General features: G+C 52.3%; 17 protein-coding genes. 5 read left to right on the forward strand and 12 right to left on the reverse strand.

All coding sequences use genetic code 11. The features are described from left to right. Positions 1–16 precede the first annotated feature (16 nt). The 3 genes from JFL75_RS13805 to JFL75_RS13815 all read left to right on the forward strand — a co-directional run bounded on the left by JFL75_RS13805 (position 17) and on the right by JFL75_RS13815 (position 2828). Positions 17–991 carry an ankyrin repeat domain-containing protein gene (locus JFL75_RS13805; protein WP_215627258.1) on the forward strand — a complete coding sequence of 325 codons (975 nt, stop codon included), beginning with the start codon at positions 17–19 and terminating at the stop codon, positions 989–991. A gap of 83 nt (positions 992–1074) precedes the next feature. After that, positions 1075–1851 carry a DNA alkylation repair protein gene (locus tag JFL75_RS13810; protein WP_215627259.1) on the forward strand — a complete coding sequence of 259 codons (777 nt, stop codon included), beginning with the start codon at positions 1075–1077 and terminating at the stop codon, positions 1849–1851. Then, positions 1851–2828 carry a hypothetical protein gene (locus JFL75_RS13815; protein ID WP_215627260.1) on the forward strand — a complete coding sequence of 326 codons (978 nt, stop codon included), beginning with the start codon at positions 1851–1853 and terminating at the stop codon, positions 2826–2828. The genes JFL75_RS13810 and JFL75_RS13815 overlap by 1 nt, the downstream gene beginning before the upstream one ends. A gap of 10 nt (positions 2829–2838) precedes the next feature. On the opposite strand, the gene JFL75_RS13820 is transcribed toward JFL75_RS13815, so the two are convergent. The 6 genes from JFL75_RS13820 to JFL75_RS13845 all read right to left on the reverse strand — a co-directional run bounded on the left by JFL75_RS13820 (position 2839) and on the right by JFL75_RS13845 (position 14497). Further along, positions 2839–6546 carry an ATP-binding protein gene (locus tag JFL75_RS13820; protein WP_215627261.1) on the reverse strand — a complete coding sequence of 1236 codons (3708 nt, stop codon included), beginning with the start codon at positions 6544–6546 and terminating at the stop codon, positions 2839–2841. Positions 6547–6656: 110 nt separating this feature from the next. Continuing rightward, positions 6657–7880 carry a VWA domain-containing protein gene (locus JFL75_RS13825; RefSeq protein ID WP_215627262.1) on the reverse strand — a complete coding sequence of 408 codons (1224 nt, stop codon included), beginning with the start codon at positions 7878–7880 and terminating at the stop codon, positions 6657–6659. Beyond that, the gene (locus JFL75_RS13830; RefSeq protein WP_215627263.1) at positions 7877–10369 is read right to left on the reverse strand and encodes a DUF5682 family protein; all 2493 of its coding nucleotides are present in this window, start codon (positions 10367–10369) and stop codon (positions 7877–7879) included. The genes JFL75_RS13825 and JFL75_RS13830 overlap by 4 nt, the downstream gene beginning before the upstream one ends. Beyond that, positions 10330–11427 (reverse strand): AAA family ATPase, encoded by a 1098-nt coding sequence (locus JFL75_RS13835; protein WP_215627264.1) that lies wholly within the window; start codon positions 11425–11427, stop codon positions 10330–10332. Before JFL75_RS13835 ends, JFL75_RS13830 begins: the two co-directional genes overlap by 40 nt. Positions 11428–11437: 10 nt before the next feature. Continuing rightward, positions 11438–13039, reverse strand: a complete 1602-nt coding sequence (locus JFL75_RS13840) for a HEAT repeat domain-containing protein (protein WP_215627265.1) — start codon at positions 13037–13039, stop codon at positions 11438–11440. Between the two features lie 9 nt (positions 13040–13048). Beyond that, positions 13049–14497 carry an SWIM zinc finger family protein gene (locus JFL75_RS13845; protein ID WP_215627266.1) on the reverse strand — a complete coding sequence of 483 codons (1449 nt, stop codon included), beginning with the start codon at positions 14495–14497 and terminating at the stop codon, positions 13049–13051. A 256-nt stretch (positions 14498–14753) separates the two neighbouring features. On the opposite strand from JFL75_RS13845, the gene JFL75_RS13850 reads away from it, so the two are divergent. After that, a complete protein-coding gene (locus JFL75_RS13850) occupies positions 14754–15236 on the forward strand; it encodes a pyridoxamine 5'-phosphate oxidase family protein (protein ID WP_215627267.1) in 483 nt (160 codons plus the stop codon). Here JFL75_RS13850 and yqeK read toward each other — a convergent pair. The 5 genes from yqeK to JFL75_RS13875 are packed head-to-tail and all read right to left on the reverse strand — an operon-like array spanning position 15229 to position 18783. Next, positions 15229–15834, reverse strand: a complete 606-nt coding sequence (gene yqeK, locus JFL75_RS13855; RefSeq protein WP_215627268.1) for a bis(5'-nucleosyl)-tetraphosphatase (symmetrical) YqeK — start codon at positions 15832–15834, stop codon at positions 15229–15231. The two genes, JFL75_RS13850 and yqeK, sit on opposite strands and share 8 nt — an antisense overlap. 12 nt (positions 15835–15846) lie before the next feature. Further along, positions 15847–16608, reverse strand: coding sequence for an SDR family NAD(P)-dependent oxidoreductase (locus JFL75_RS13860; RefSeq protein ID WP_215627269.1), 762 nt, complete (start codon positions 16606–16608; stop codon positions 15847–15849). 58 nt (positions 16609–16666) lie between these two features. Beyond that, on the reverse strand, positions 16667–17257 hold the full coding sequence (locus tag JFL75_RS13865) for a Crp/Fnr family transcriptional regulator (RefSeq protein ID WP_215627270.1): 591 nt from the start codon (positions 17255–17257) through the stop codon (positions 16667–16669). 29 nt (positions 17258–17286) lie between these two features. After that, on the reverse strand, positions 17287–18237 hold the full coding sequence (locus tag JFL75_RS13870; RefSeq protein WP_215627271.1) for a hypothetical protein: 951 nt from the start codon (positions 18235–18237) through the stop codon (positions 17287–17289). A 57-nt stretch (positions 18238–18294) separates the two neighbouring features. Next, on the reverse strand, positions 18295–18783 hold the full coding sequence (locus JFL75_RS13875; RefSeq protein WP_215627272.1) for a hypothetical protein: 489 nt from the start codon (positions 18781–18783) through the stop codon (positions 18295–18297). Positions 18784–18984: 201 nt separating this feature from the next. Between JFL75_RS13875 and JFL75_RS13880 the strand changes: the two genes are divergently transcribed. Continuing rightward, the gene (locus JFL75_RS13880; protein WP_215627273.1) at positions 18985–19917 is read left to right on the forward strand and encodes an AraC family transcriptional regulator; all 933 of its coding nucleotides are present in this window, start codon (positions 18985–18987) and stop codon (positions 19915–19917) included. Here the strand turns inward: JFL75_RS13880 and JFL75_RS13885 are convergent. Continuing rightward, positions 19908–21125, reverse strand: a complete 1218-nt coding sequence (locus JFL75_RS13885; protein ID WP_215627274.1) for a GNAT family N-acetyltransferase — start codon at positions 21123–21125, stop codon at positions 19908–19910. The genes JFL75_RS13880 and JFL75_RS13885 overlap by 10 nt on opposite strands. Between the last annotated feature and the right edge of the window lie 125 nt (positions 21126–21250).

Raw genomic sequence — 21250 nt, forward strand, 5'->3', positions numbered from 1 at the left:
AATACACGGACAGCCTATGGCAGCGAAACACCGTATTGGAATAGCCTTCCTCCTGGTTATAATAAAGGTCCAAATACCGCCAGTATCCGGCAATGAATTCCGGTGGGAGTTAATCGAAGCCATTGCGGGCAATAATCCCGTAAAATTTGAAAAGACCTTAGAAAACGGCGCCCTGCGGTACACCGATCAGCGGCTCGCGGTAAACTTTGTCCTCTCTTATTCCAGGGGAGACAATACCCTGACATTCCTCAGAATCTTAAAAAGCCGCGGCATCCATGGTATACCCTTTGATCTGTATACCGCGGTAAACCTGAACCACAGCGACGAAGTAATAGATTTTCTGCTGGACGACGGAATACTGCCGAACGGGGAAATCGCGCTCACAGCGGCGGCAAAGCGCAGATTCGCCTATGTCCGGAAATTTGCGGACATGGGAATAGACATAAATTACTCGTATTCCCCGGATAAAGATTACTACGACGGGATGACCGTATTGATGTACGCCGCGGAGTCCGGGGACATGGAAACCGTGCGGGTACTCGTGGAACACAAAGCCGATATACACAGGCGATCAAAAAACGGGAGCACACCCTTATTGCTGGCGGAAAAGCACAATCACAAAGAGGTATACGATTATCTCATCGAACAGGGCGCCGCTGACACCGGACCGGCGGAAACAGTCATTGCCGTTGCCGCCGGAGAAACATCCGACGCCCAGGGTATTTCCGGATTGCTGTATGACGGATCGAAATCCATAACCAGCGGAACGTACCGGCTGCAGGGCGGAACCTCTGAAATAAAACTTGAAGGCAGCGGCTCGGCGGGATATGTGTACTACAAAAACAGACAGGGATCAGCGGGGAACGGATTATACTACACCGACGAAAATAAACTGGTACTCACCATGGAAGGGGTTGTATTCAGCTACACCGTGGAAAAAACCGGTGTCTTCAGCGGAAACGGTGAGATATGGGTACGGGCCGGCGACTGATCGGCGGTAACGTACAGTCAGCAAGAATCGTACTTTTTGCTGTCCTGCGCCGCCGCTGTACAAGAAATTAGGGGAAAGGGCCAATGGCGGAAAAACTGAAGGACCATTATAATACCGAATACGCGGAATTCCTGGGTAGAAAAATCAGGACAGTTTACGCGGATTTTCCCGAAAAACAATTCACCGCGTATATAAAACAGAATATTAACGGCAAAGAATTTATCGAACGGCAGGATGTTTTTGCCGACGCCCTGGAGCTTACCCTGCCTCCGGAGTACCCGGAAGCCGTCCGTATCTTTTCCGGTATCCTGGGACCGGAGCTCGAAACCGAAACCGGAATGTTTTCCGACGGCTGGTGGCTGTGGCCCGTGGGCAGATACGTGGAACGGCACGGGATACAGGATATCCCGGTTTCTCTGGCTTTTATAAAGGAGCTGACCAAACGGTTCACCGGCGAATTTGCTCTTCGGCCCCTGCTCGCCCAAAAACCAAAACAGATTCTACGGACCGTACAGAAATGGAGCAAAGACAAAAATGTCCATGTACGGCGCTTATCCAGCGAGTGCCTCAGAATACGGCTCCCCTGGGCAAAAAAAATCTATATCTTTGCGGATGAGTTTGAAACGTGCAGGGAGATCCTGTCGAACTTGCGGCACGACAAGTCACGGTTCGTCCAGAAAAGCGTAGGGAACAATATCAACGACCTGTATAAGGAGTTCCCGGAAAAAGCGGAAGCCATAGTGGAAGAATGGCGGTCGGACAATCCCTCGGAAGCGACCTTATGGATAATCAATCACGGTCTCCGAAGCACACGGAAAAAGCAGACAGGTTCCGCAGCGCAAACCCACAAGGAGTTTTGATGAAAAAGACCGCCTATCTGCTCATAACCGTACTGCTCACCGGCTTTCCGGTTTTTGCCCAGGACAAGCAAATTGATATTGAACACTATTCGCTGATAATCAACACCATTCTGCATAACCTGGACATCATAATGGCAGGGTCCGGGTACAATAAGCATGTGGCCGAAACTTATTCCGTTGCCAGTGAACTCATAAAAAACGGAACCATCGCTCTTCGGATAGATCCTGAGAGCGCTACTGTTCTCGGGGGGATGTCCTTCGATTTCAGTGCCGATACCGGAGAAGCGAAACTCGTATTCGGACTGCGGTACCTCGATACCTTCAAAAATGACAGCAGCATCCATTACGCCATTCTGATGCATGAACTGCGGCACCTCTACGATTATACCGTACAAAGGGACGCGTTTGTTTCCGCGAAACAGGCCAATGATGAAAAAGAAATTTACTGGTACGAACTGGACGCGATCCGCATTGAGGCGGAATTCATCAAGGAATATTTATCCGGAGAGTATACCCTGAGTAAATTTGAGCAGTACCTGGTCAACAGCCTCAGCAACGACAACCTGGGTTCAATCTCAATATTTCTGCAGCGGGAAAGCATGGAAATATTTTTCAGCTTTAACAGATGGGAAGAAGAGTACCGGAAGAACAACGCGGAAAAGGACAGGCTGGTCCGGACAATTATCGATACGGGCAGCCGGCTGCTGGAACGTTACGGGGCGGTGGATCCGTCGAATGAGATCGCGTATTACGATGCCTTTATCCGGCTTTCTACTTTCAGAAAATATATGTTCAGATTTCTCCGGGTAAGCAATACGGACCCGAAGGCCACCTGGGAAAGTGTTTTTTCACAGTATCCCGGAATAGAGTCCCTGAGCGAAGCCATCCTGGAAATACAGAATCGGGACGCGGAGATTCATTTCCAATACCTGATGTCGGTCATCGATTATTGGGAGGCGGATATTCAGAACCGCTGATATTCCGGTTTCATGAAGAAGAAGGGCCGCATGCTTTCCGGTATATTTTTTGAATTTCCTCATTACCGGGATTTGCCGCGGCTAATTTTTCCAGCCGCAATGCGGTGCCTGCCGCATCTTCCCCGCTTTGTTTGCCTAGAAGAAATTCCAAACCCCGGGCATAGGCAGTCTGAATATCCTGGTTATCGGGATTGGCTGCCGCAGCCGCTTCCATCAGGTTAATTGTTTCAGCGGATGCGCTTAAATCCTGTTTGCTTAAAAGAAATGCCAGTCCGTACATATAGTAAGACTGGGCCTCACTATTCCCGGGGTTCGCCGCAGCCGCCGCTTCGGCCGCCGCTATGGCAGCCGTCAAATCTCCCTTTTCATGGCCGACGGATAAATACAACAAACCTTTTGCATATTCAAATTGGATTTCCCGGTTTGTCGGATTCGCAGCGGCAACCGCGGAAAGACGTGCCATAGTATCTGCTGCCGGATCCGGCTGCTGTTTTGATAAAAGTCTGAACAATCCATAGGCATAGGCAAACTGGATTTCCTGATTGCCGGGGACATTTGCTGCCAGGGATTCCACAAATTCAATTGTCTTTTCTCCCTGTTCCATCGGCTGGATATTTACAAGATCAACAAGCCCCTGTATATACCGCAGCAGCAATTTCTCATTCTCTGGATCTGCCGCGGCGAGTATCCCCAGCATTTTTACGGTTTCTTCTGCATCTTCCAGCGGCTGTTTCCAAGAAAATAAAACTAACCCATGGGCAAATTCGGCACGGATTTCAGGATTCTCCGGATAATTGATGACCAGGGCTGTCAGTTTCTTAATTGTTTCAGCCATCTGTTCCAGCGGCTGTTCGGCGGCGAGTTTTCTTAAAATCTGTGCGTAGGTTGCCTGGTTAGCCTGGTTTTGGGGATTTGCCTCCGCAGCCGCTGTCAGCCTTGGAATAGTATCTGCTGCCTTTTCCGCGTTCTGTCTGTATGCGAGAAAAAATAAACTTTTTGCATATTCAAATTGGATTTCTCCGTTACCGGGGTTCCGTAAGGCCAGCTTTTCTAGCTGTGCTACGGTTTCGGCCGCCGGATCCTCATCCTGCTGCTGTGAAAGATTGAAGAGCGCCTTTGCGTAATCATGCTGTACTTTCTGATTTTCACTATTCGCTGACGCGATTTTCTCGAGATGACTGACAGCTATTATCGCTTTATCTAAACCACGGCCCACAGTAAGATAAAACAGAGCATTCGCATAGAGATGCTGGAGTTTACTATTCTCCGGGTGAGCGGCGGCGAGAGTTTCCAATTGAGCTGTAGTCTGCATTGCCGCATCACTACCCTGTTTAGAAACAATAGTAAGCAAACCTCTGGCAAAGGCTTCCACGATTTCTTTATTCCCGGGATAAGCGGCAGCCAGAACTTCCAACTTCATTACGGCATTAACGGCTGCCGCTGTTTCTTCCGCAAATGAGAGATTGACTAAGCCCTTCGCAAACTCAAACTGTATCTCTTCATTCCCGGGGTTTTTCACTGCCGCGGCTTCCATCCTCGCTACAGTATTTTTAATTGATTCCGGATTCTGTTTGTTTAATAAATTGAACAAGCTCCGCACATAGGCAAGCTGTATTGCCGAGTGACCGGGATACCGTGCGGCAAATTTCTCAAGCCTCGCCACAGTACCCGCTGCGGATTCGGTATCCTGGTTTCCCGACAGATTAACCAGCCCGTTTGCGTAGAGAAGCCGCAGTTCTTCATTCCCGGGATTTGCCGCGGCTAATTCTTCCAGGCGCGCGGCGACACCCACGGCCGCTTCGGTATCCGGACTGGCGGTAAAATTGAATGAGCCTCTCGCATAGGCAAGCTGCATTTCTTCATTCTGAGGATACCGGGAAAGAAGTTTTTCAAACCGTTCTTTTGCCGCCTCCCAGTCTTCCGGAGTGCCCTCAAACATGATAGTCGTTAATAAAATGGAAAACTGTTCTATATTGTTTTCATTTTCAGGAATAAATAACTCCAGCCCGTTTTTAAAGAGCTCTTTATATTGTGGGGCTCCGTAATAATCGAGAATACACCGGTAAAGGAAATCCTGAAAACTGCCGCCCGCAGTCCAGAGGCTCTGAATGATTTGGTTCCTGTAATCGCTGAAATGATTTCTGAAAAAATCCAGAACAAAGACCTCACCGACGAGATCAGGCTCAAGAGGATAAAAAGTACTGTTCTCCGGTATCCGGCTGTACAGTCCCATTGCAATTGTATTCACGGTATCCCTTCCCCTGGCGCATATATAGTCCTGGGCAAGCCGAAAAGGTCCGGGGAGTTTTGTTTCGGAGACGGATACGGAACCGGCTGCAGTAGCGAAAACAATCAGAAGTTCAAGATTTTTATACAGCTCCCCGTCGTTTCCGCTGAGAGTCTCCTTCCAGTTTTTTCGGTTCCGTTCAATAATATTTTGCAGAAGTTCAATGAGAGTCGATTTATGAAAGTTACCTTCTTCCAGATACGCGCTGGTTACGAAAAGAACCGTCAGCGGATATGATAGATGGCTGTTCATTGCCGTTTCCTCAGCATAGCTGACAATGGTATCCTTTTCCTCCTCCGAAAGCATCCGGTTTTTGTCTTTCGCGTAGTCGCCGATGAGAAAATAATAATCATCCCTGCTGAGACTTGTCAGTTCGATTCCCGAACCCTCATTGGAAGTAAAAAAAGTTTCTTTGATTTTTATGGCCCGTTCTCCGGTACCGAAAAAATCCTGGAGCCACTGGGGATATATGATTTCTTCGTTTTGAATTTTTATTCCCTGCCGGTCCAGCAGAAGAAGCCGGAGTTTCGGAGGCCGGGATGAACAGCTGCAAATCATTTCATACCAGATACCCAGAGGTCCGGAAACCGAACCGGCGTAATCCGCTATTAGCAGGAGTCCGCGGTCGTAATCCCATTGCGTAAACCGGGAAAGATTCCGGATATGGCCGGTACTTAGATATACCATCTCCCAGTCAGGTCTGTATTCATTGGCGGTCACAAACGAATGAACCAGTTTGCTTTTCCCGGCGCCGCCGGGTCCGGTAACCGCGGTGAAGAGTATTTCCCGGGGATCATCAAGGAAGTCACTAAGAAACGCTGTTTCCCGTTCCCGGCCGTAAAAACCGAAGATAGGATTGAGATAATGGAATTCAATGGCGTTGGCTTTTTTGGGTTCAATCGAATCCACCATCTCCGCAAAAGAACCGGAATACCGTACGCGCCCTTCGAGAAAGGTAATGCGGTTTTCGAGGCTGCTCACCGTAGTTTTGATAATCCCCTTGATTTCTTCTACAAGAAGATTCTCCTTGAGAAAATCCATATCCTCATCAAAAAGCGAAGATTTCAGGATATCAAAAACCATAGCCATGTACTGATAGACAATCCGTTTGCTTTCCGGAGAGGCGGCCTTGGCAGAAAAGTACGCGTTTTGAAGTATATGCTTTTTTATTCTTTTCCGTTTTTCCTGTTCCGGAATATAGAAATATGAAATGATACTGGAAAAAAGTTCCTTCCGGATAAAATCGTGCAGTCCTTCCGCGTCGATTTCTTCACTCCGCGTAAGGGACACGGTTTTTTCCCGGGAGAAACGTTCCACCGCGGATTCGATTTTCTTCCGAATCTGTGCTTTCTTCCGCAGAGAAAAAGCTTTATCTTTGATTTTCTCAAAAACGCCGCCGCTTATTGTATCGATCAGGGTATCAATTAACATACAACCATACCGAATCATAGACTTATGGAAAATTAAATTAGTATACCACAAATTTCCGGAAATACATCATTAAATGAATGAATACTATACAAACCGGCTGCGGATATTTTTTACACTCCCGGGTCTTTGCCCGCGCCGATCTTTACCCGTTCCGCCAGGGCGTGGAGGTCGTCGCCCTTAAGGGCGCCCCCGATGAGCTCGGGAAGTTTATTCGGGGTACAGCCGAAAGCCGGAATCCCCAGGCCGCTGATTTTTCTGGCCAGGGCTTCGTCGTAGGCAGGAACACCCCGGTCGGACAATGCCAGCAGAACCAGCACGGTAACGCCGGATTCCTTGAGGTCCCCCAGCTGCCGGAGGAGCCCCGCTTCAACACCGCCTTCATACAGATCCGATATGAGGATGAACATAGTCTTCTTGGGGTTTTCCACAAATTGGGAACAGTATTTAACGCTTTTGTTGATATCCGTGCCGCCGCCGAGCTGAACCCCGAAAAGGATATCCACCGGATCATCGCCGCAGCTTTCCGTAAGATCCACCACTTCGGTATCAAAGGCAACGATCCGGGTGTCCAGGGCGGGCATGGACGCGAAGATAGATCCCATGATGGAGGCGTAAATGATGCTGTCCGCCATGGAGCCGCTCTGGTCCATATCCAGTATAATCTGCCAGTCCTTGGTATGCCGCCGGTTCTCGAAAAAATAGAATTTCTCCGGGATGATCCGTTTCTTTTCGCGGTCGTAATTTTTCAGATTCTTCCGGATGGTACGCTTCCAGTCGGTATTGGGCAGTGAAGGAATCGGGGAATGCTGGCGCCGGTTGAGAGCGCCGGTTACCGCCCGCTTCAGGTCATGCTCCATATACTGCATGATCTCGTCCACCAGGGCTTTAACGAGCTGCCGGGCCTGTTCCTTGGACTTTTTTGGGATGTGCCCCTGCAGAGACAGGAGGGTACTTACCATGTTGATGTCCGGCTTGACCGTGGCCAGGGTTTCCGGTTCAAGGAGAAGCTGCTTGAGGCCTTTCCGCTCAATGGCATCCCCCTGGATGACACTGACCACATCCGAAGGAAAATAAGACCGGATGTCCGTGAGCCATTTCGCCAGATTCGGGTAGGACGGCCCAAGGCCGGCACCTTTGCCGCCGGATTCTTCCTTTGTTTCATCGTAGATCGCCGCCAGAGCCTGGTCCATGACGGTCTCCGTGTCTCCCAGGAGGGCTCCGCCGCTTCCCATACTCTGGAGTTTATCCTCCGAGGCTTTTCCCAGGATGAGGCGCCATCGCCTGAGCTGTGTTTCATTAACCGCTGGCGCGGCCGGTGTTTTGGTTTTGTTCATTCCAGGTCTCCGAAATCGAAATCGTTGAGGTCACTTAAAGCTTCCTCCTCCTGGTCGGTCAGTTCCTCCCGGAGGAATTCCGCGGCGCTTCCGGCGTCCACTCCCCAGAGTTCCGCCAGGATTTCGCAGATGCCGTTCTTTTCGTGGGGTTCAAAACCCGAGAAGACCCGCCGCAGACATACCAGGGCGCGCTTGAATTCATCATCCTCCAGTTCCGCGAGATACGCGTCGAGCTGTTTCCACAGCATGATCCGGGAAAGCAGCACGTAGCGGTTCCGCCGGCTGAGACCTTCGAACCAGAGGGCTCCTGCCTCGGGGGTGTTCCCCGCGGACAGGTGCCGGGAAACTTCGGTGAGGAGTTCATCCTCGGTAACGCTGCCCCGCTCCATGAGGATGGAAAAAGCGAACCCTGAAAGCAGGGGGCTGCGGTCGTCCGCCTTGGCGAGTGCCGCAAGCTGACGGAGCCAGATATCGTCATTCACCGTTCCATGGTGTTCCTGGGTGATGTAATGGAGACCCGCCATGTCGTCGGCGATTTCCCGGGCTGTGTCCTCGCTGCAGGATGCCGATCCGTACAGAAGCAGGGCCGCCTTGAGAAAGAGCTGCTGGAGTATCGGTACTATTGCCTCGGTATCGAAACGCCGGACACTGCCGTACTGAACCAGGAAACTCATTTCCCGCCCCGCCCGGGCTGCCCCGGAAAAACTTTCGGTTTCGCTGGCCAGGGCCTGGAGTTTCTTAATGGCCTCCAGGATTGAGCCGGTGAGCCGGCATTCACAGGTCTGCCGCACAAGACCGGCCACTTCCAGGACATCGGCGCTTTTTTCCAGCCGGTCCTTCATCACGTAGGACGCGGCGGCTTCCACGGTATCCCCGTAGAGAACCGATTCCACAACCTGGATTTCCGTTTCCGGAGTCCAGCAGAGAATCCAGTCCTCGGCCCAGGTGGCGCTGTCCTGGCGGCGTCCCTGTTTCCGGGCAAAACCGATTCCCAGGAACGCCAGCCGGTTGAGGAACACCGACCGGTCCAGATCCAGGAAGGCAGCTTCCTCGTTTTTTACTTTCAGATTTTCCCGGAGGTCCAGTTTGAGGTCCTGGGCTACCGCGGATTTGAATTTCTCCAGTTTAAGCTTTTTCAGCATCCGGTTCATGTCGTCCTGGATGGGCGTCTGGCTGACCCCTTCGGGGAGCGTCCCGATCCGGGTACCCACATCCAGGGACGCGAAGGCTTCGGCAATTCCCGTGACTTCCCCCCCGGCCATGGCTGCCACGGCGCTGTCGTGGAGATCCTTTAACGTGGGCAGAGTTCCGCCGTGGATGTACTGCAGAGATTTGGCCAGCCGGACCGCCTCGATGGCCGAAGCCGTGGAGGAGTATCCCTGCTTAGCCCGGTACAGCCGGGACAGTTCGGTGATGTACTGTTCGGGGAGGTTTTCCAGCCGGCCTTCCTCCATGGCGCTGTACATCATCTCGTAGTAAAAAGGCGCGTGGTTCCCCGCGCCGTAACCGGAGAAGCTCCCCAGGCGGTAATAGGAATAGGGCATAAGCGTCATCCGGGTTTCCGCCCGGGGAAGGGCTGCCAGTTCCGCGTCGTCCATGGGTTCGGTTTCCATGACCCCTTTCACATGATAGGCGCCCAGGATAACCGCGATTTTGTCCGGCGGAGTACCGCCGGCAATAGCTTCGGTGATGCAGCGCTTCATGTAGGATTCCCGGAGGTAATTAATGGAAGCCGCCAGGGGATCGGCGTCCTTTTCCCCGGCTTCGGTCATGGCCCGCATTTCCGCGGAATGGAGTGCCACCGCCCTGAGGTACGCGCCGGTTTCCGTGTTATGTTCAAAACTGCGTTCCCAGTAGGTATCGTAATCCGTCTCGCCGCCGAGCTCGGCTATTTTTTCGTAGAGTCCATTGCTGTACCGGTAGAATTCCGTCCGCTGCCGGACCTGTTCCTCTTCGGCTCCGGATGCCGGCTGCGGAGCGGTACTGTCCGTTTCACCATTGGATTCACTGTCTTCCTGCGCCTCAAGTTCCTGCTGCCGGGAAAATTGTTTGACCCGGATTTCCTCCTGGAGCCGGTACAGGGGTGTTTTCACATCCGACGGCAGGTCAATAAAACGGCTCTTTTTTTTATGTTCCTTTGCCCAGAGCAGAGCCTGGTATTCCGGGGAATAGGATGCCAGGGGATATACGATGGAATGTACCGGTACATCCGCGGTATAGCAGAGCACCGCCACCGGCGGCTGTACACCCCGGCGGGTAAGGTCTTCGATGAGGACACTGGTATCCGACGGGCTTTCGATGAGCACCAGATCCGGACGGATTTCGTCCAGGAAACGGCGGACGTGCCAGGCTCCGGCGGCGGAAAGATGGCGTATACCAAAAAGATGCACCCCTTCGGGTGTGCGCCAGGGCTGTTCCGCCGGCGGGATTTCCCCGGAAGCCGGGCCGGTTACGCCAGGTCCCTGCATGCTTTGTACAGCGGCTGCCACGCGAGCCCCCTCTTCTTCATGATGTTTTCCAGATATTCGCTCCAGGCGACCTTGTCTTTTTCCTCGTCCTTTATAACCGCGCCGGTGAGGCCCGCGGCGATATCCGCGTCGCTGACGGTGCCGTCCCCGAAGGAGCCCGCCAGGGCCATGGCGTTGGTCAGGAGGGAAATAGCCTCGGCGGTGGAAACCACCCCGGTGGGAGGTTTGATCTTCTGCTTGCCGTCCAGGGTCTGGCCGCCCCGGAGTTCCCGGAATACCGTGACCACCTTGGCCACCGCTTCTTCCGCCGGCACCTTGGAGGTGAGATTGTAATTTGAGGAAATTTCCCCTACCCGTTTTTTGACAATCTCCACTTCGGTTTCCAGATCCGCCGGAGTGGGGAGCACCACAATGTTGAACCGCCGTTTCAGGGCGGCGCTCATATCGTTGACCCCTTTGTCCCGGGTGTTGGCGGTGGCGATGATGGAGAATCCCCGCCGGGCGGAAACATCCCTAGCCAGCTCATTCACGGCGATGGTTTTTTCCGAAAGAATTGAAATAAGGGCGTCCTGGACTTCCGACTGGCACCGGGAGATTTCCTCGATCCGGGCGATACCGCCGGACTCCATGGCGGCCATGATGGGGCTTTTGATCAGAGCCTTATCGCTGGGACCTTCCGCCAGAAGCAGGGCGTAATTCCAGGAATACCGGATCTGCTCCTCGCTGGTGCCGGCGGTTCCCTGGACGACCTGGGTACTGTCGTTGTAAATCGCCGCCGACAGGTTTTCCGAGAGCCAGGACTTGGCGGTTCCCGGCTCGCCGATCAGGAGCAGCGCCCGGTCGGTAAGCAGCGTGGCGATGGCCACCTCCACAAGCCGGTTGTGGCCGATGTACTTGGGAATAATATCCGTACCGCCGGCTTTTCCGCCGGTGATAAATTTGAGAACCTGCCGGGGGGACATCTGCCAGCCCGCGGGAATCGGATCCTTGTCTTCCTTCTTAAGTGCCTCTATCTCATGGGCATAGAGTTTCTCCGCGGGAAGCCGGAGAATATCCTTCGTTTCGTTTTTTTCAGCCATGGTGCACTCCTTACTGTATTGTTCCGGGGTTGTTGGTATTGATGGTAAGCATCAGCTCTTCCTTGGCATACCCCGCCTTTATGAATTTTTCGTAATACTTCATCGCTTCGGGATGTTTGTTCGCGAAAGCCCGGGACAGGATGTCGGCGTAATAATTTTCCCGCCGGTTGGGCCGGTCCTTGATCTGTTTCGCGCAGATTTCCAGAAGCTGCTTCCAGGTCTTCACATCATTGTTGTAAATATACCGGTAAGCCAGATAGGAATCCCCCCGGGCAACAAAGAAACCTGCCCAGCGGGGGTCCCAGGGTTTCCGGTCGTCGGGGATACGGCTGTCCCAGTCGAGGCCATAGACCCGGTTGAGCAGGTTGTAGGAATAACCTTTGGACCGCATCACGTCCTTGCAGCGTTCAAACACTTCCTCACGGGAAAAGAGCCGGATACAGGCCACGAGCTTATAGTATCCCAGGGATTCATTTTTTTCCGAAGCCGCCAGGAGAAGCCGGTTTTTCCGTTCCGTATTTTCCTCCGCGATAATACCCAGAAGGTTTTCCAGATCCAGGAGGTACACCGCGTCGGCGTAAAACTTCGGATCGGCGTAGAGTTTTTCGATCAGGACCAGACCCGCTTCCTCGTTCCGCCGGGCCAGAACCCGGAGGAGCACCGCCAGCCTGGTGTGGCTTTCCTTAAACGCCGGAAGGATCCGTTCAGCTTCCTCCTGGACTTTGGCAGCCACATCGGGATTCTTTGAGGCAGCCAAGGCTTCTTCAAGATGGCCGATATTCGCCTTGCCCAGGCCTTCCAGAATCAGTTCGTCCCCCCGGGCGGAACCGAGCTTTACCAGGGCGGCGAAAGCAGCGGCTTTGACATCTCCCTTTTTGTCCTTGGTACAGGACAGGAGAGTTTCTTCATACTTCGGATCTTCCCCAAGGGCATGGATGGCTTCCACCGCCACGTGGGACGCGCCCTCCGCCAGGGCGGTCTCGGCCAGGGGAAGGATGGCCTTTCCCGTAAGGTGATAGAGAATTCTGAAAAGCCGGGCGTGCCGTTTGCTTCCTTTAATATCCAGGGATTCCTCGATAAAAGGAACCATATCCTGCCCCACCGCGGGAATGATCACATCCGCAATATAGTTTGAAATAAAGCTGCGGTTGTCGGTAACGGCCGCGGCGTAGGCGGCAAAAAGCCGGGGGTCCCGGAACAGGCCGGATTCATAAATCTCGCGCACAAGATCGGAATGGGCCTGAGACCCCGATGTAAGAAGGGTTATCAGTTCATTCAGTTTTGAATAGGGCGTCCTGGCCACCGTAAGGGGCTTTGCCGCGTAAACCATGTCCCCGGGAGTTTCGCCGGTATCGGTGCTGCCCTGGGTATACCGGATTGAATACAGGAGCATTCCCGCTTCCATGAGCGCCTCCGGAGTGGCGCTGCCGTCGCCTCCGGTAAGAGCAATAAGGCGCTCCGCCAAAGTATTAAACACCGGGGCTTTTTCCCCGAGCTTCTGCAGGGCGGGAATGTATTTTTTAATCCGGGGATCGTCCCTGCCCAGGGAGCTTCCGGCGATATACAGCCGGGTAATTTCATCGTTCAGTTCATTTAAAATCGGTATAGCCATGGTGTCCCCCTAGTAGGTGAAGCGGATGAGTTCATCCCCGGTGATGAGCGCCACCGGCACCGCGTAAAGCAGGTCGGTCTTCATGTCCTGGGAAAAGCGGCAGACCAGGGTCTGGCCTTCCGCCTGCTCCCGGGTCAGTTTTTTCATGAGAAAGCCGAAGTCCTCCGGATTCAGGGGAATTGATGTTCCCGCTTCATCGACTATATAGAGAGTCCCCTTCCCGTCCTGGCCCAGCCGGGCAATCTTTAACGCGAAAATAGGTCTCTTGTCCGCCAGAGGGCTTTTGATCTGGTTTTTTACGGCTTTGATGACTTCGGCGAAATTTCCGGCGCCCCGGTCACGGGCTTTCAGTAAATCGGCCTTTTCCGTTTCCCGGTGCTCGGACTTTTCCCACCGTACCCGGGGATTCCGGTCGCCGGGGTATATGTACAGGGCACTGGTGGTAAGCACCGGGAAAAAGCTGTCTTCCTCCCGGACGTATTTCTGCGCCCTGAAGGGCCGGAAATTCTCGGTAAGGTAAATATCTCCGGTACCGAGGGAAATCCAGATACCTTCATCGGTAAACTGTTTTTTTGCCTGATCCTCAAAGACCGAAAAACCAACCTGGAGGAGTTCGGCGTTTTCCGCGTACCGTCCCTTTTCCCGGAGCTCCGCCAGTTTCCAGGCGTATCCCATCTGCTCTTCAATGGATGAATTAAGCATGGCGTCCTCCGCGGTGTTGGGTGTTTGCGGAAACGCCTCAAAATCAGCGGCCTTGCTTTCGGTATAGGTTCTGCTCTTTTTGAGCAGGGCGTACAGGTAATTGATGCTTCCCACTGCGTCGGTAAAATCCTGGTTCTTCTGGGCCTCCGAGGCCTGGATGAGCAGGTCCGTCATGGCCGCCTGGATGCCGCCGATGTAGTAGTTGCCCAGTTCCTTAACCTGTTCCCCGTAGAGTTTCTCATTTTTCCGGTCAACACTGTGGAGCCCCGCAAGCACGATGTTGTGCAGGATTTTTTCCGCCAGGGCGATACCCTCCAGCTGGGTGCGGCACTTCTTGGCCGCGGCGGAGGCTTTCGCCTTGGTCATTTCCTTGGGCCCCGGATCCTCCGCCTCCTTGGCGGCTTTCTTTTCCTCCCGCTGCTGGATCTTGCTCCGCTTCGCCGCGATGTCCTCGGGAACCTCCGCGGTTTTAAATTCCTTTCCCTGGACCTTGCAGTAGAGAAGCCCCGCCGCGTGTTTGCAGGGAATCTGCCGGCTGGGGCAGCTGCACCGGGGAACGGGTTTTTCCGGATCCGCGAAATCCACGGAACACAGATACGGAGTCTTTCCGCTTCCTTTGCAACTTCCGAAAAGCAGGGTCCCGTCATCGCTGACAAAAAGCCCCTCGAAGCTGCCCTTGGCAGCCAGCCCCCGGCCGTTGGCCACGGTGGAAGCGTTGCCCGTAAAATGGATAATGAAGTCTTCGGTAATATTCATGGCCCCTCCCGGCTGTATGAGAAAATTAACTGAATACCGTTTTGAAATAGACCGTACGTTTACATAAAAGATAGCGTGAAAAAAGAATAAATCCTTGATCCGGATTTATTTTTCCCTTTCATACTACCCGTGAAGAAAGGATTAAGTAAAGCAGGTTCCCGGCAGCCGCGGCCGGGAAGGTACCGGCCGCGGCTGCCGTCTGTCTATTTCAACGGATTTGGTTTTGCGTTATGCTGATAGCAAGGAGATGAATTGTATGAGAAGAAAAGACCGGGAAATAACGGATGTAAACGAAATTCTCGAAGTCATCAATTCATGCAAAGTCTGCAGGCTCGCCATGGCAGACAATAACCGGCCGTATATTGTACCTTTGAATTTCGGATATACCTTTGAAGGGGACCGGATGGTTCTGTATTTCCACAGCGCCAAAACCGGCGAAAAAATCGATATCATGAAAAAGAACGGCACTGTCTGTTTTGAGATGGACGGAGACCATACCCTTATCGAAGGGCCCCACGCCTGTGACTACGGATTCGCCTACCGGAGTGTGATCGGGTTCGGGACGGTATCATTTATTGAAGACGACAAAGAAAAAACCTTTGCCCTGAATACCATCATGAAACACCAGACCGACGACTCCCGGGAGTACACCTACGGGGAGAATCATCTGCGGAACGTGTGCGTGTACAAAGTCATCTGCTCCTCATTCACGGGAAAACAGAAACGGTTCTTTATCTGAACCACTCATACGCCTCAAGCAGCCAGGGATGCATTACTTTTAATGATGCTTTGTTTTCGATAAGGTAATTCACAAACGCTTTTGTACCGGCTTCCAGGGATACCTTCAGATTGTCTTCCACCAAATCCAGATACGGCGGCCTTCCGGCCTGGTCCCATCGAATTTTATCGGAGATGAAAACGATCATGTCCAGCTTTGACGGGTTCGCCTTTAATGTCGTATGGCAGCGTACGGCGCTCAGGATTTCAGTGTCCCGGATTCCGAATATTCTTTCCGCGATTTCGGCGGAAAGTTTCTGATGCAGTATCATCGGAAAAACCCGCTCTTCTTCGAAGATCTCCAAATTGAATCCTTCGGCGACACCCAGCCGCTGATCATTGGGAATGACACAGCTGACATCGTGGAAAAAGGATGCCAGTTCCGCCTTATCCGGATCCGCGTCAAACAGTACGGACAGTTCCCTGCTCTTTTCCGCGACGTTTTTTACATGCTGAATAAGTTCGTCTTTATGGTAACTTTCAATCAACCCGACAATGTCGGCAGCCGTATCTCCCGTTGCTGTATACCGGGCCGTTATCTCTTCAAACATGGATCCCATCCAAAACCTCCGTCACCGGGTCGCTGCTTCTGGGGCTTTGCTCCGGGCCACATACACCATCTTCAGCCTTACCGGAAATTGTACCATGATTCTATTCAGAAAACCGGGAATAATAAACTCCCTGTTTTTCATCAGCTGCCGGTACGCGTACCGGGCGGTTGTCTCCGGGTCCATGGCGTTTGATGGTGTTTCCGTTCCTTCTTTTCTGAAAAAACCGGTCCGGGTGGCCCCCGGACACAGGATGCATACATCAATGTTTTTCTTCCGCGCCTCAAACCGTACGGCCCGGCTGTAGCTTGTTACGAAAGCCTTGCCCGCAAAATAAGAAGCGGTGTACGGCCCCGGCTGGAAGCCGCCGATGGAGGAGACATTCAGTATTTTCCCCGATCTCCGTTCGTACATATCCGTCAGCGCCAGTCTCGTCAGCTGGGAGAGGCTGATCATGTTCAGGACCATCATCCGTTCTTCATGCTCAAAATCAATGTTATCCGCGGCGCCGGCCAGCCCGAACCCGGCGTTGTTTACCAGCACGTCAGGGGTTATACCATCCGCCTTTACCCGGCTGTATACCGATACCGCCGCTCCGGGCAGGGAAAGATCCTGCTCGTACGCCGTTACCGCGGCTCCGAATTCCTTTTCCAGTTTTCTTTTGGTATTCTCCAGCCTTTCGCTGTCCGATGAGACAATAACAACCCCGCAGCCTTCACGGCAGAAAACCCGGGCCAGTTCGTATCCGATCCCGCCGGTCGCCCCGGTGATCATAGCGTATTTCATACAAACACTCCTTCCTGTTTTTTCCAAGGTACAGAAACGGAGCGGCGCTGTAATTCACCTAGGTTAATTCGGAAGTGTTTTTCTGAATTTTTTTCCGGATCCGGCTCAGCGAGGCCGGCCTGATCCCGATGTAGGAGGCTATATGCAGCAGCGGAACCCGGGACAGCAAGCCGGGGTATTCCCGGCAGAAATCACGGTACCGTTCTTCGGCATCCAGCACCATCAGTTTCCGGGCCCGGGTTTCAAGTTTTTCCACTTCCCTGAGAAAAAGCGTATTCACCGTGTTCCGTATTCCTTCATCCTCTTCCATGCATCCGCGGATAAGGGTATATGGGAACCGGATACAGGTGCAGTCTTCCAGGCATTCCACGGAAAACGACGAAGCCGAATCCGTCCTGAATCCCTCGGTGGAGAAAAACTCTCGCTCAGCGCTGAAGCACTTGGTAACATCATTGCCGTCGCTGTCAATGTAAAAACCCCTCACGAGTCCGGACACAATTCCGTACAGATTCGAAGCCCGGTCCCCTTCATGCAGAACAATAGTGCCCCGGGGAAAATCAACCGGAAAGGCGCCCTTGCCGATCAGCGCCGCGGCGTTCCGGGTCAGTGTAATATTGAACTGCTTTTCCAGGTAGTCACTTACGGTCATAGGGTTTTTCCGGCCTGTTCCGTGGTACATCAGGTGTTTATAAAAACAAACAGCAGCTGGAAGAAAAGGTAATTGAATATCCTGTCTCTCCCGGCAAAATGGATATTTTTTGGGGAAAAGTTCATAAAATAGCTGACTTCGTACAGGATTTCCGTTTCTCTGTCATAGAGGTACACGTTAAAAGTTCCGGTTTCGATGGTTTCAATTATATCGGGACCGAGCCCGTGGCCGATAATAATTTTTTCCGCCCCGGACCGTTCCAGAATCCCGGCTAAGGGGATGTCCGTCATAACCCAGTTTTCCTTGTATTTTTCCCGGTAAAAATTTTCGTTGATTCTGGAATTAATTTCCTCTTCTTTTGTTTCGTAATATTTTTTAAATTGAATCGTCATGGAATTTGTCCCGCCGCCGTAGATTAAAAAGAAGCTTTCCTCCTTCTCTCCCGCGGCTTCGGGGGTTATGGAAAGCATTGACCAGTCATTGTCATGCAGCAGCAGTCCCAGCTCAGTGCCGAAGGCGGAAACTTCTTTGAATGAAAAAAGATTGATGTTTTCATCGAATTCCGAATCGCGGTAGTTGTATTGTATAACGTCCCGGCCGTCCTGGGTTCTGATAGTTTTTTCCGCGGCGTAGAGTTTGCGCAGCGCGGCGGCAAAGGTATCGTTGATGCCGTTCCCGTCGAAGTAGCTGAGTATCCTGTTCTGTATATTTTTGTTTTTGGTAAACCGCAGAAACGTCTCAAACTGAAGGCTCTGGAGAGAATCTTCGCCGATATAATTCACGCATAATGCGTTCAGCTGTTCATCGTTAACGGTTACCTGATTTTCATCCCACGCCTTCAGGTAGGCGTTCATATTAAGAAAATCAGTCATGTCTTCCTCAAAGGGAATGTATAAAAAAAGCTGATTCCTGTTTTCCTGGGAAAACACCGCCGCGGTTATTGATAATAAGAGAATGATGAACATCTTTCTTAAAAACATCCGAACCTCCCGCTTTTATCCGGTAAATTTACGGAATCCCCGGCGGAGATTACTGCTTTACTGCATATCCCCGATTTTAATCGATACATGGTCCCGCTTTAAGACTTTGCTTGTAATTTTTTCATCCCGTTCCAATAGATAGATGTCCAGATACTCGCCGCCGTTGGGATAATAAATAAAATACTTTTTCCCCGCCTCAAAATTGTACTGCAGTTCCAGATCGCCTCCAAGTATCGAGGTGCTGATATAACCGCCGCTGCGCATATAATGCAGGTCAAACGTAATATGTGTCTCTCCGGCGGGAATGACTATTTCCCCGAATTTTCCCATCAAAGACAGTCCTGTGGACCAATCCACGGTTATACCATTGTAACTGGTAACACTGATGTCGGTGAGGGGCAGTACCAAAGAAGTGGTTTCGCTTTGCGGCAGAGCGTCGTCAAAGGTATAAAAGACCTTGGGTGTGGCGGTACAGGAACTCATTGCCAGCAGCAGAAACCCGGCAGTCAAACACAGAATACAGTTACGGATCTTACTCATTATCATACATCACTCCTTTATTGGCTGCGACCGGCGGTTAATTTTTTCTAGAAAAAAGCAGAGAATAAAGATGATATAAAATTATTATTGAATAAAATTCAACCGCTTGAACCCATCATCGTAAATCCGCGGCAGCGCCTGACAATCTCCGGCACAAATTGTCAGGCAGGTTTGACGGAAAGACGGTATTATTTGAAGGGAGAAACCATGAGGGACTGGCGCAGAAAAATACGGGATACCGCTTTCAGCGGAGAGGATGCCCGGTGGATAGAGCGGATGAACAACGCCGTGGCGTATATCGAAAACCATCTCGGCGGGGATATCCATATCCGCAGGGCGGCGGCCCTGGCAAACTGCTCAATCCATCACTTCCAGCGGATTTTTTCGTTTATGGCGGCCATGCCCGTGTCCCAGTATATCCGGCAGCGGCGGCTTACCATGGCGGCATTTGAACTGCAGGGCGGCGGCCCGAAGATCATAGACCTGGCGGTAAAGTACGGCTACGATTCGCCGGAATCCTTCGCCAGGGCGTTTAAGGCCATGCACGGTGTGACCCCTTCGGAAGCCAGGAAGCCGGGAATCCCCCTGAAGTCCTGCCCGGTCCTGGGTTTCCGCGTATCAATTCAGGGAGGAACCCCAATGGATTACCGCATTGAGGAACATGAAGGATTTTTACTGTTCGGAGTTACACGGGAAATCAGCACCCTGGACCGCCGGAATCTCACGGAGGTTCCGGCATTCTGGTACGAAAAACTGAAAGACGGTTCCATAGACCGGATCAGGGAAGCGGCGGGAATTTCCGGCGCCGTGCCGGTCCATTCCGCCATATACCGCTGCACCGATTCGGGCTACACCTACCTCATCGGCTATACCGCGGCGGACGGTACCGATACCCGGGATTTTACCGTTCTGGATGTGCCAGGAGGAACCTGGGCGGTATTTGAGATTAACGCTCCGGACCGGGCCGGTGCCGCCGAAAAGGCCGCCCCGCTGTGGGAGCGAATCTTTACCGGGTGGTTCCCGGTATCGGGATACGAACTGGCCGATGCCCCGGAGCTGGAGCTGCACTACAGAACCGGGTCCGGCGGATTCCGCACCGAAATCAGAATCCCCGTAACGGTTCCGCGGAATCAGATGTAATCGGAAATATTCGGTTTTTCCCGGGGAATAATTCCTTCAAGGAATTCTATTGTTTTAGAATCCGCTTCGATCCGCTCCACGGTGTGCAGATAGCCCGGCCGCTTATACCCGAGCAGCATGGTTGTCAGGGTGGCGATACTCAGCCCGACGGTCCTGCCCTGCCCGCTGCCGCCGATCTCCGGAGCGGCACCCTTCCCCAGGGTAACCGTAAAGGTCCGGCTGTTCCATTCCAGGAAGTCGTCCTTTACGATAAAGGAAATTGTTTCCTCCCGGCCGGGATTAATAAACCGGTACTGCCCGAGGAACCGTTCCGCGTCGATGATACGGCCCATAATATAGGGACGGACCGTTTCCTTGATATCGCTGTCCTCAAGCCAGAACGCTATGGTTTCCCCGGAATAGTTGTTGCCATCTACGGCGTCGATCATGGAATCATGGGCTCCGATGTATTTCCACAGCCCCTTCCACGCTTCCAGATCGAGGTACACCATTTCCTTGATATGCATGATGTCGTCCTTGAGCATGTAGACCATGTACCCCGCGGGCTTATCTTGTTCCGTGTAATAAACGGCGATTTCCGTATCATCCGTATCCCAGCGCCAGTACTCCTCCCAGGCAAGTTCGTTCCGGAGGATGCAGCCGTGGGTCTTGAGGGCGAAATCCCGGTGGAGTTTCATAAAATCGGGACTGTCGTCGTCGACCCTGCGGACATACCCGGGAACGGCGATGTTTTTCGGGAGCTGGGTATCCTTTATGTGGAATGACATTTTATCGGAAATGATTTCCCAGCCCCGGTGGCGGTACAGGGGGAATGAATAGGGATACAAAACGGCGATGCACTGGCCGTTATCCCGCATCTCCGTAAGACTCTGCCGCATAAGCCGCGACATGAGCCCCATACCGGTATACTCGGGGTAGGTCGCCACACTGGTCACGAACCCCATATCACAAAGCGCGCCGTGGATGTTCATCTTCAGGGGATACACCGCGAACTGGGACGCCAGTTTGTCACCGTCAAAAGCCCCGAGGACACTGGCCCGTTCCAGAACAGGAAATTTCGACTGCCGGATATCGTCATCTTCCCAGCCGAGTTCCTGGAGTTCCTCCTCGGTTACCTGGAACGCGTAGCGCAGCAGATCATTGTACTGCTCCAGATCATCCGGACCCAGTTTCCGTACACGCATATTTTCATTGGTACTGCCGGACATACAATCTCCCCATGGCAATTATAATCAAATAATTACAATTATTTGATTATTTCCGATTCTACATGTTCCTGATGGAAAGAATTAGCTAATTCTTTCCATCAGGAACTGAATTTAATGACTTTAAC

This window comes from Breznakiella homolactica (assembly GCF_016616095.2).
Classification (GTDB): Bacteria; Spirochaetota; Spirochaetia; order Treponematales; family Breznakiellaceae; genus Breznakiella; species Breznakiella homolactica.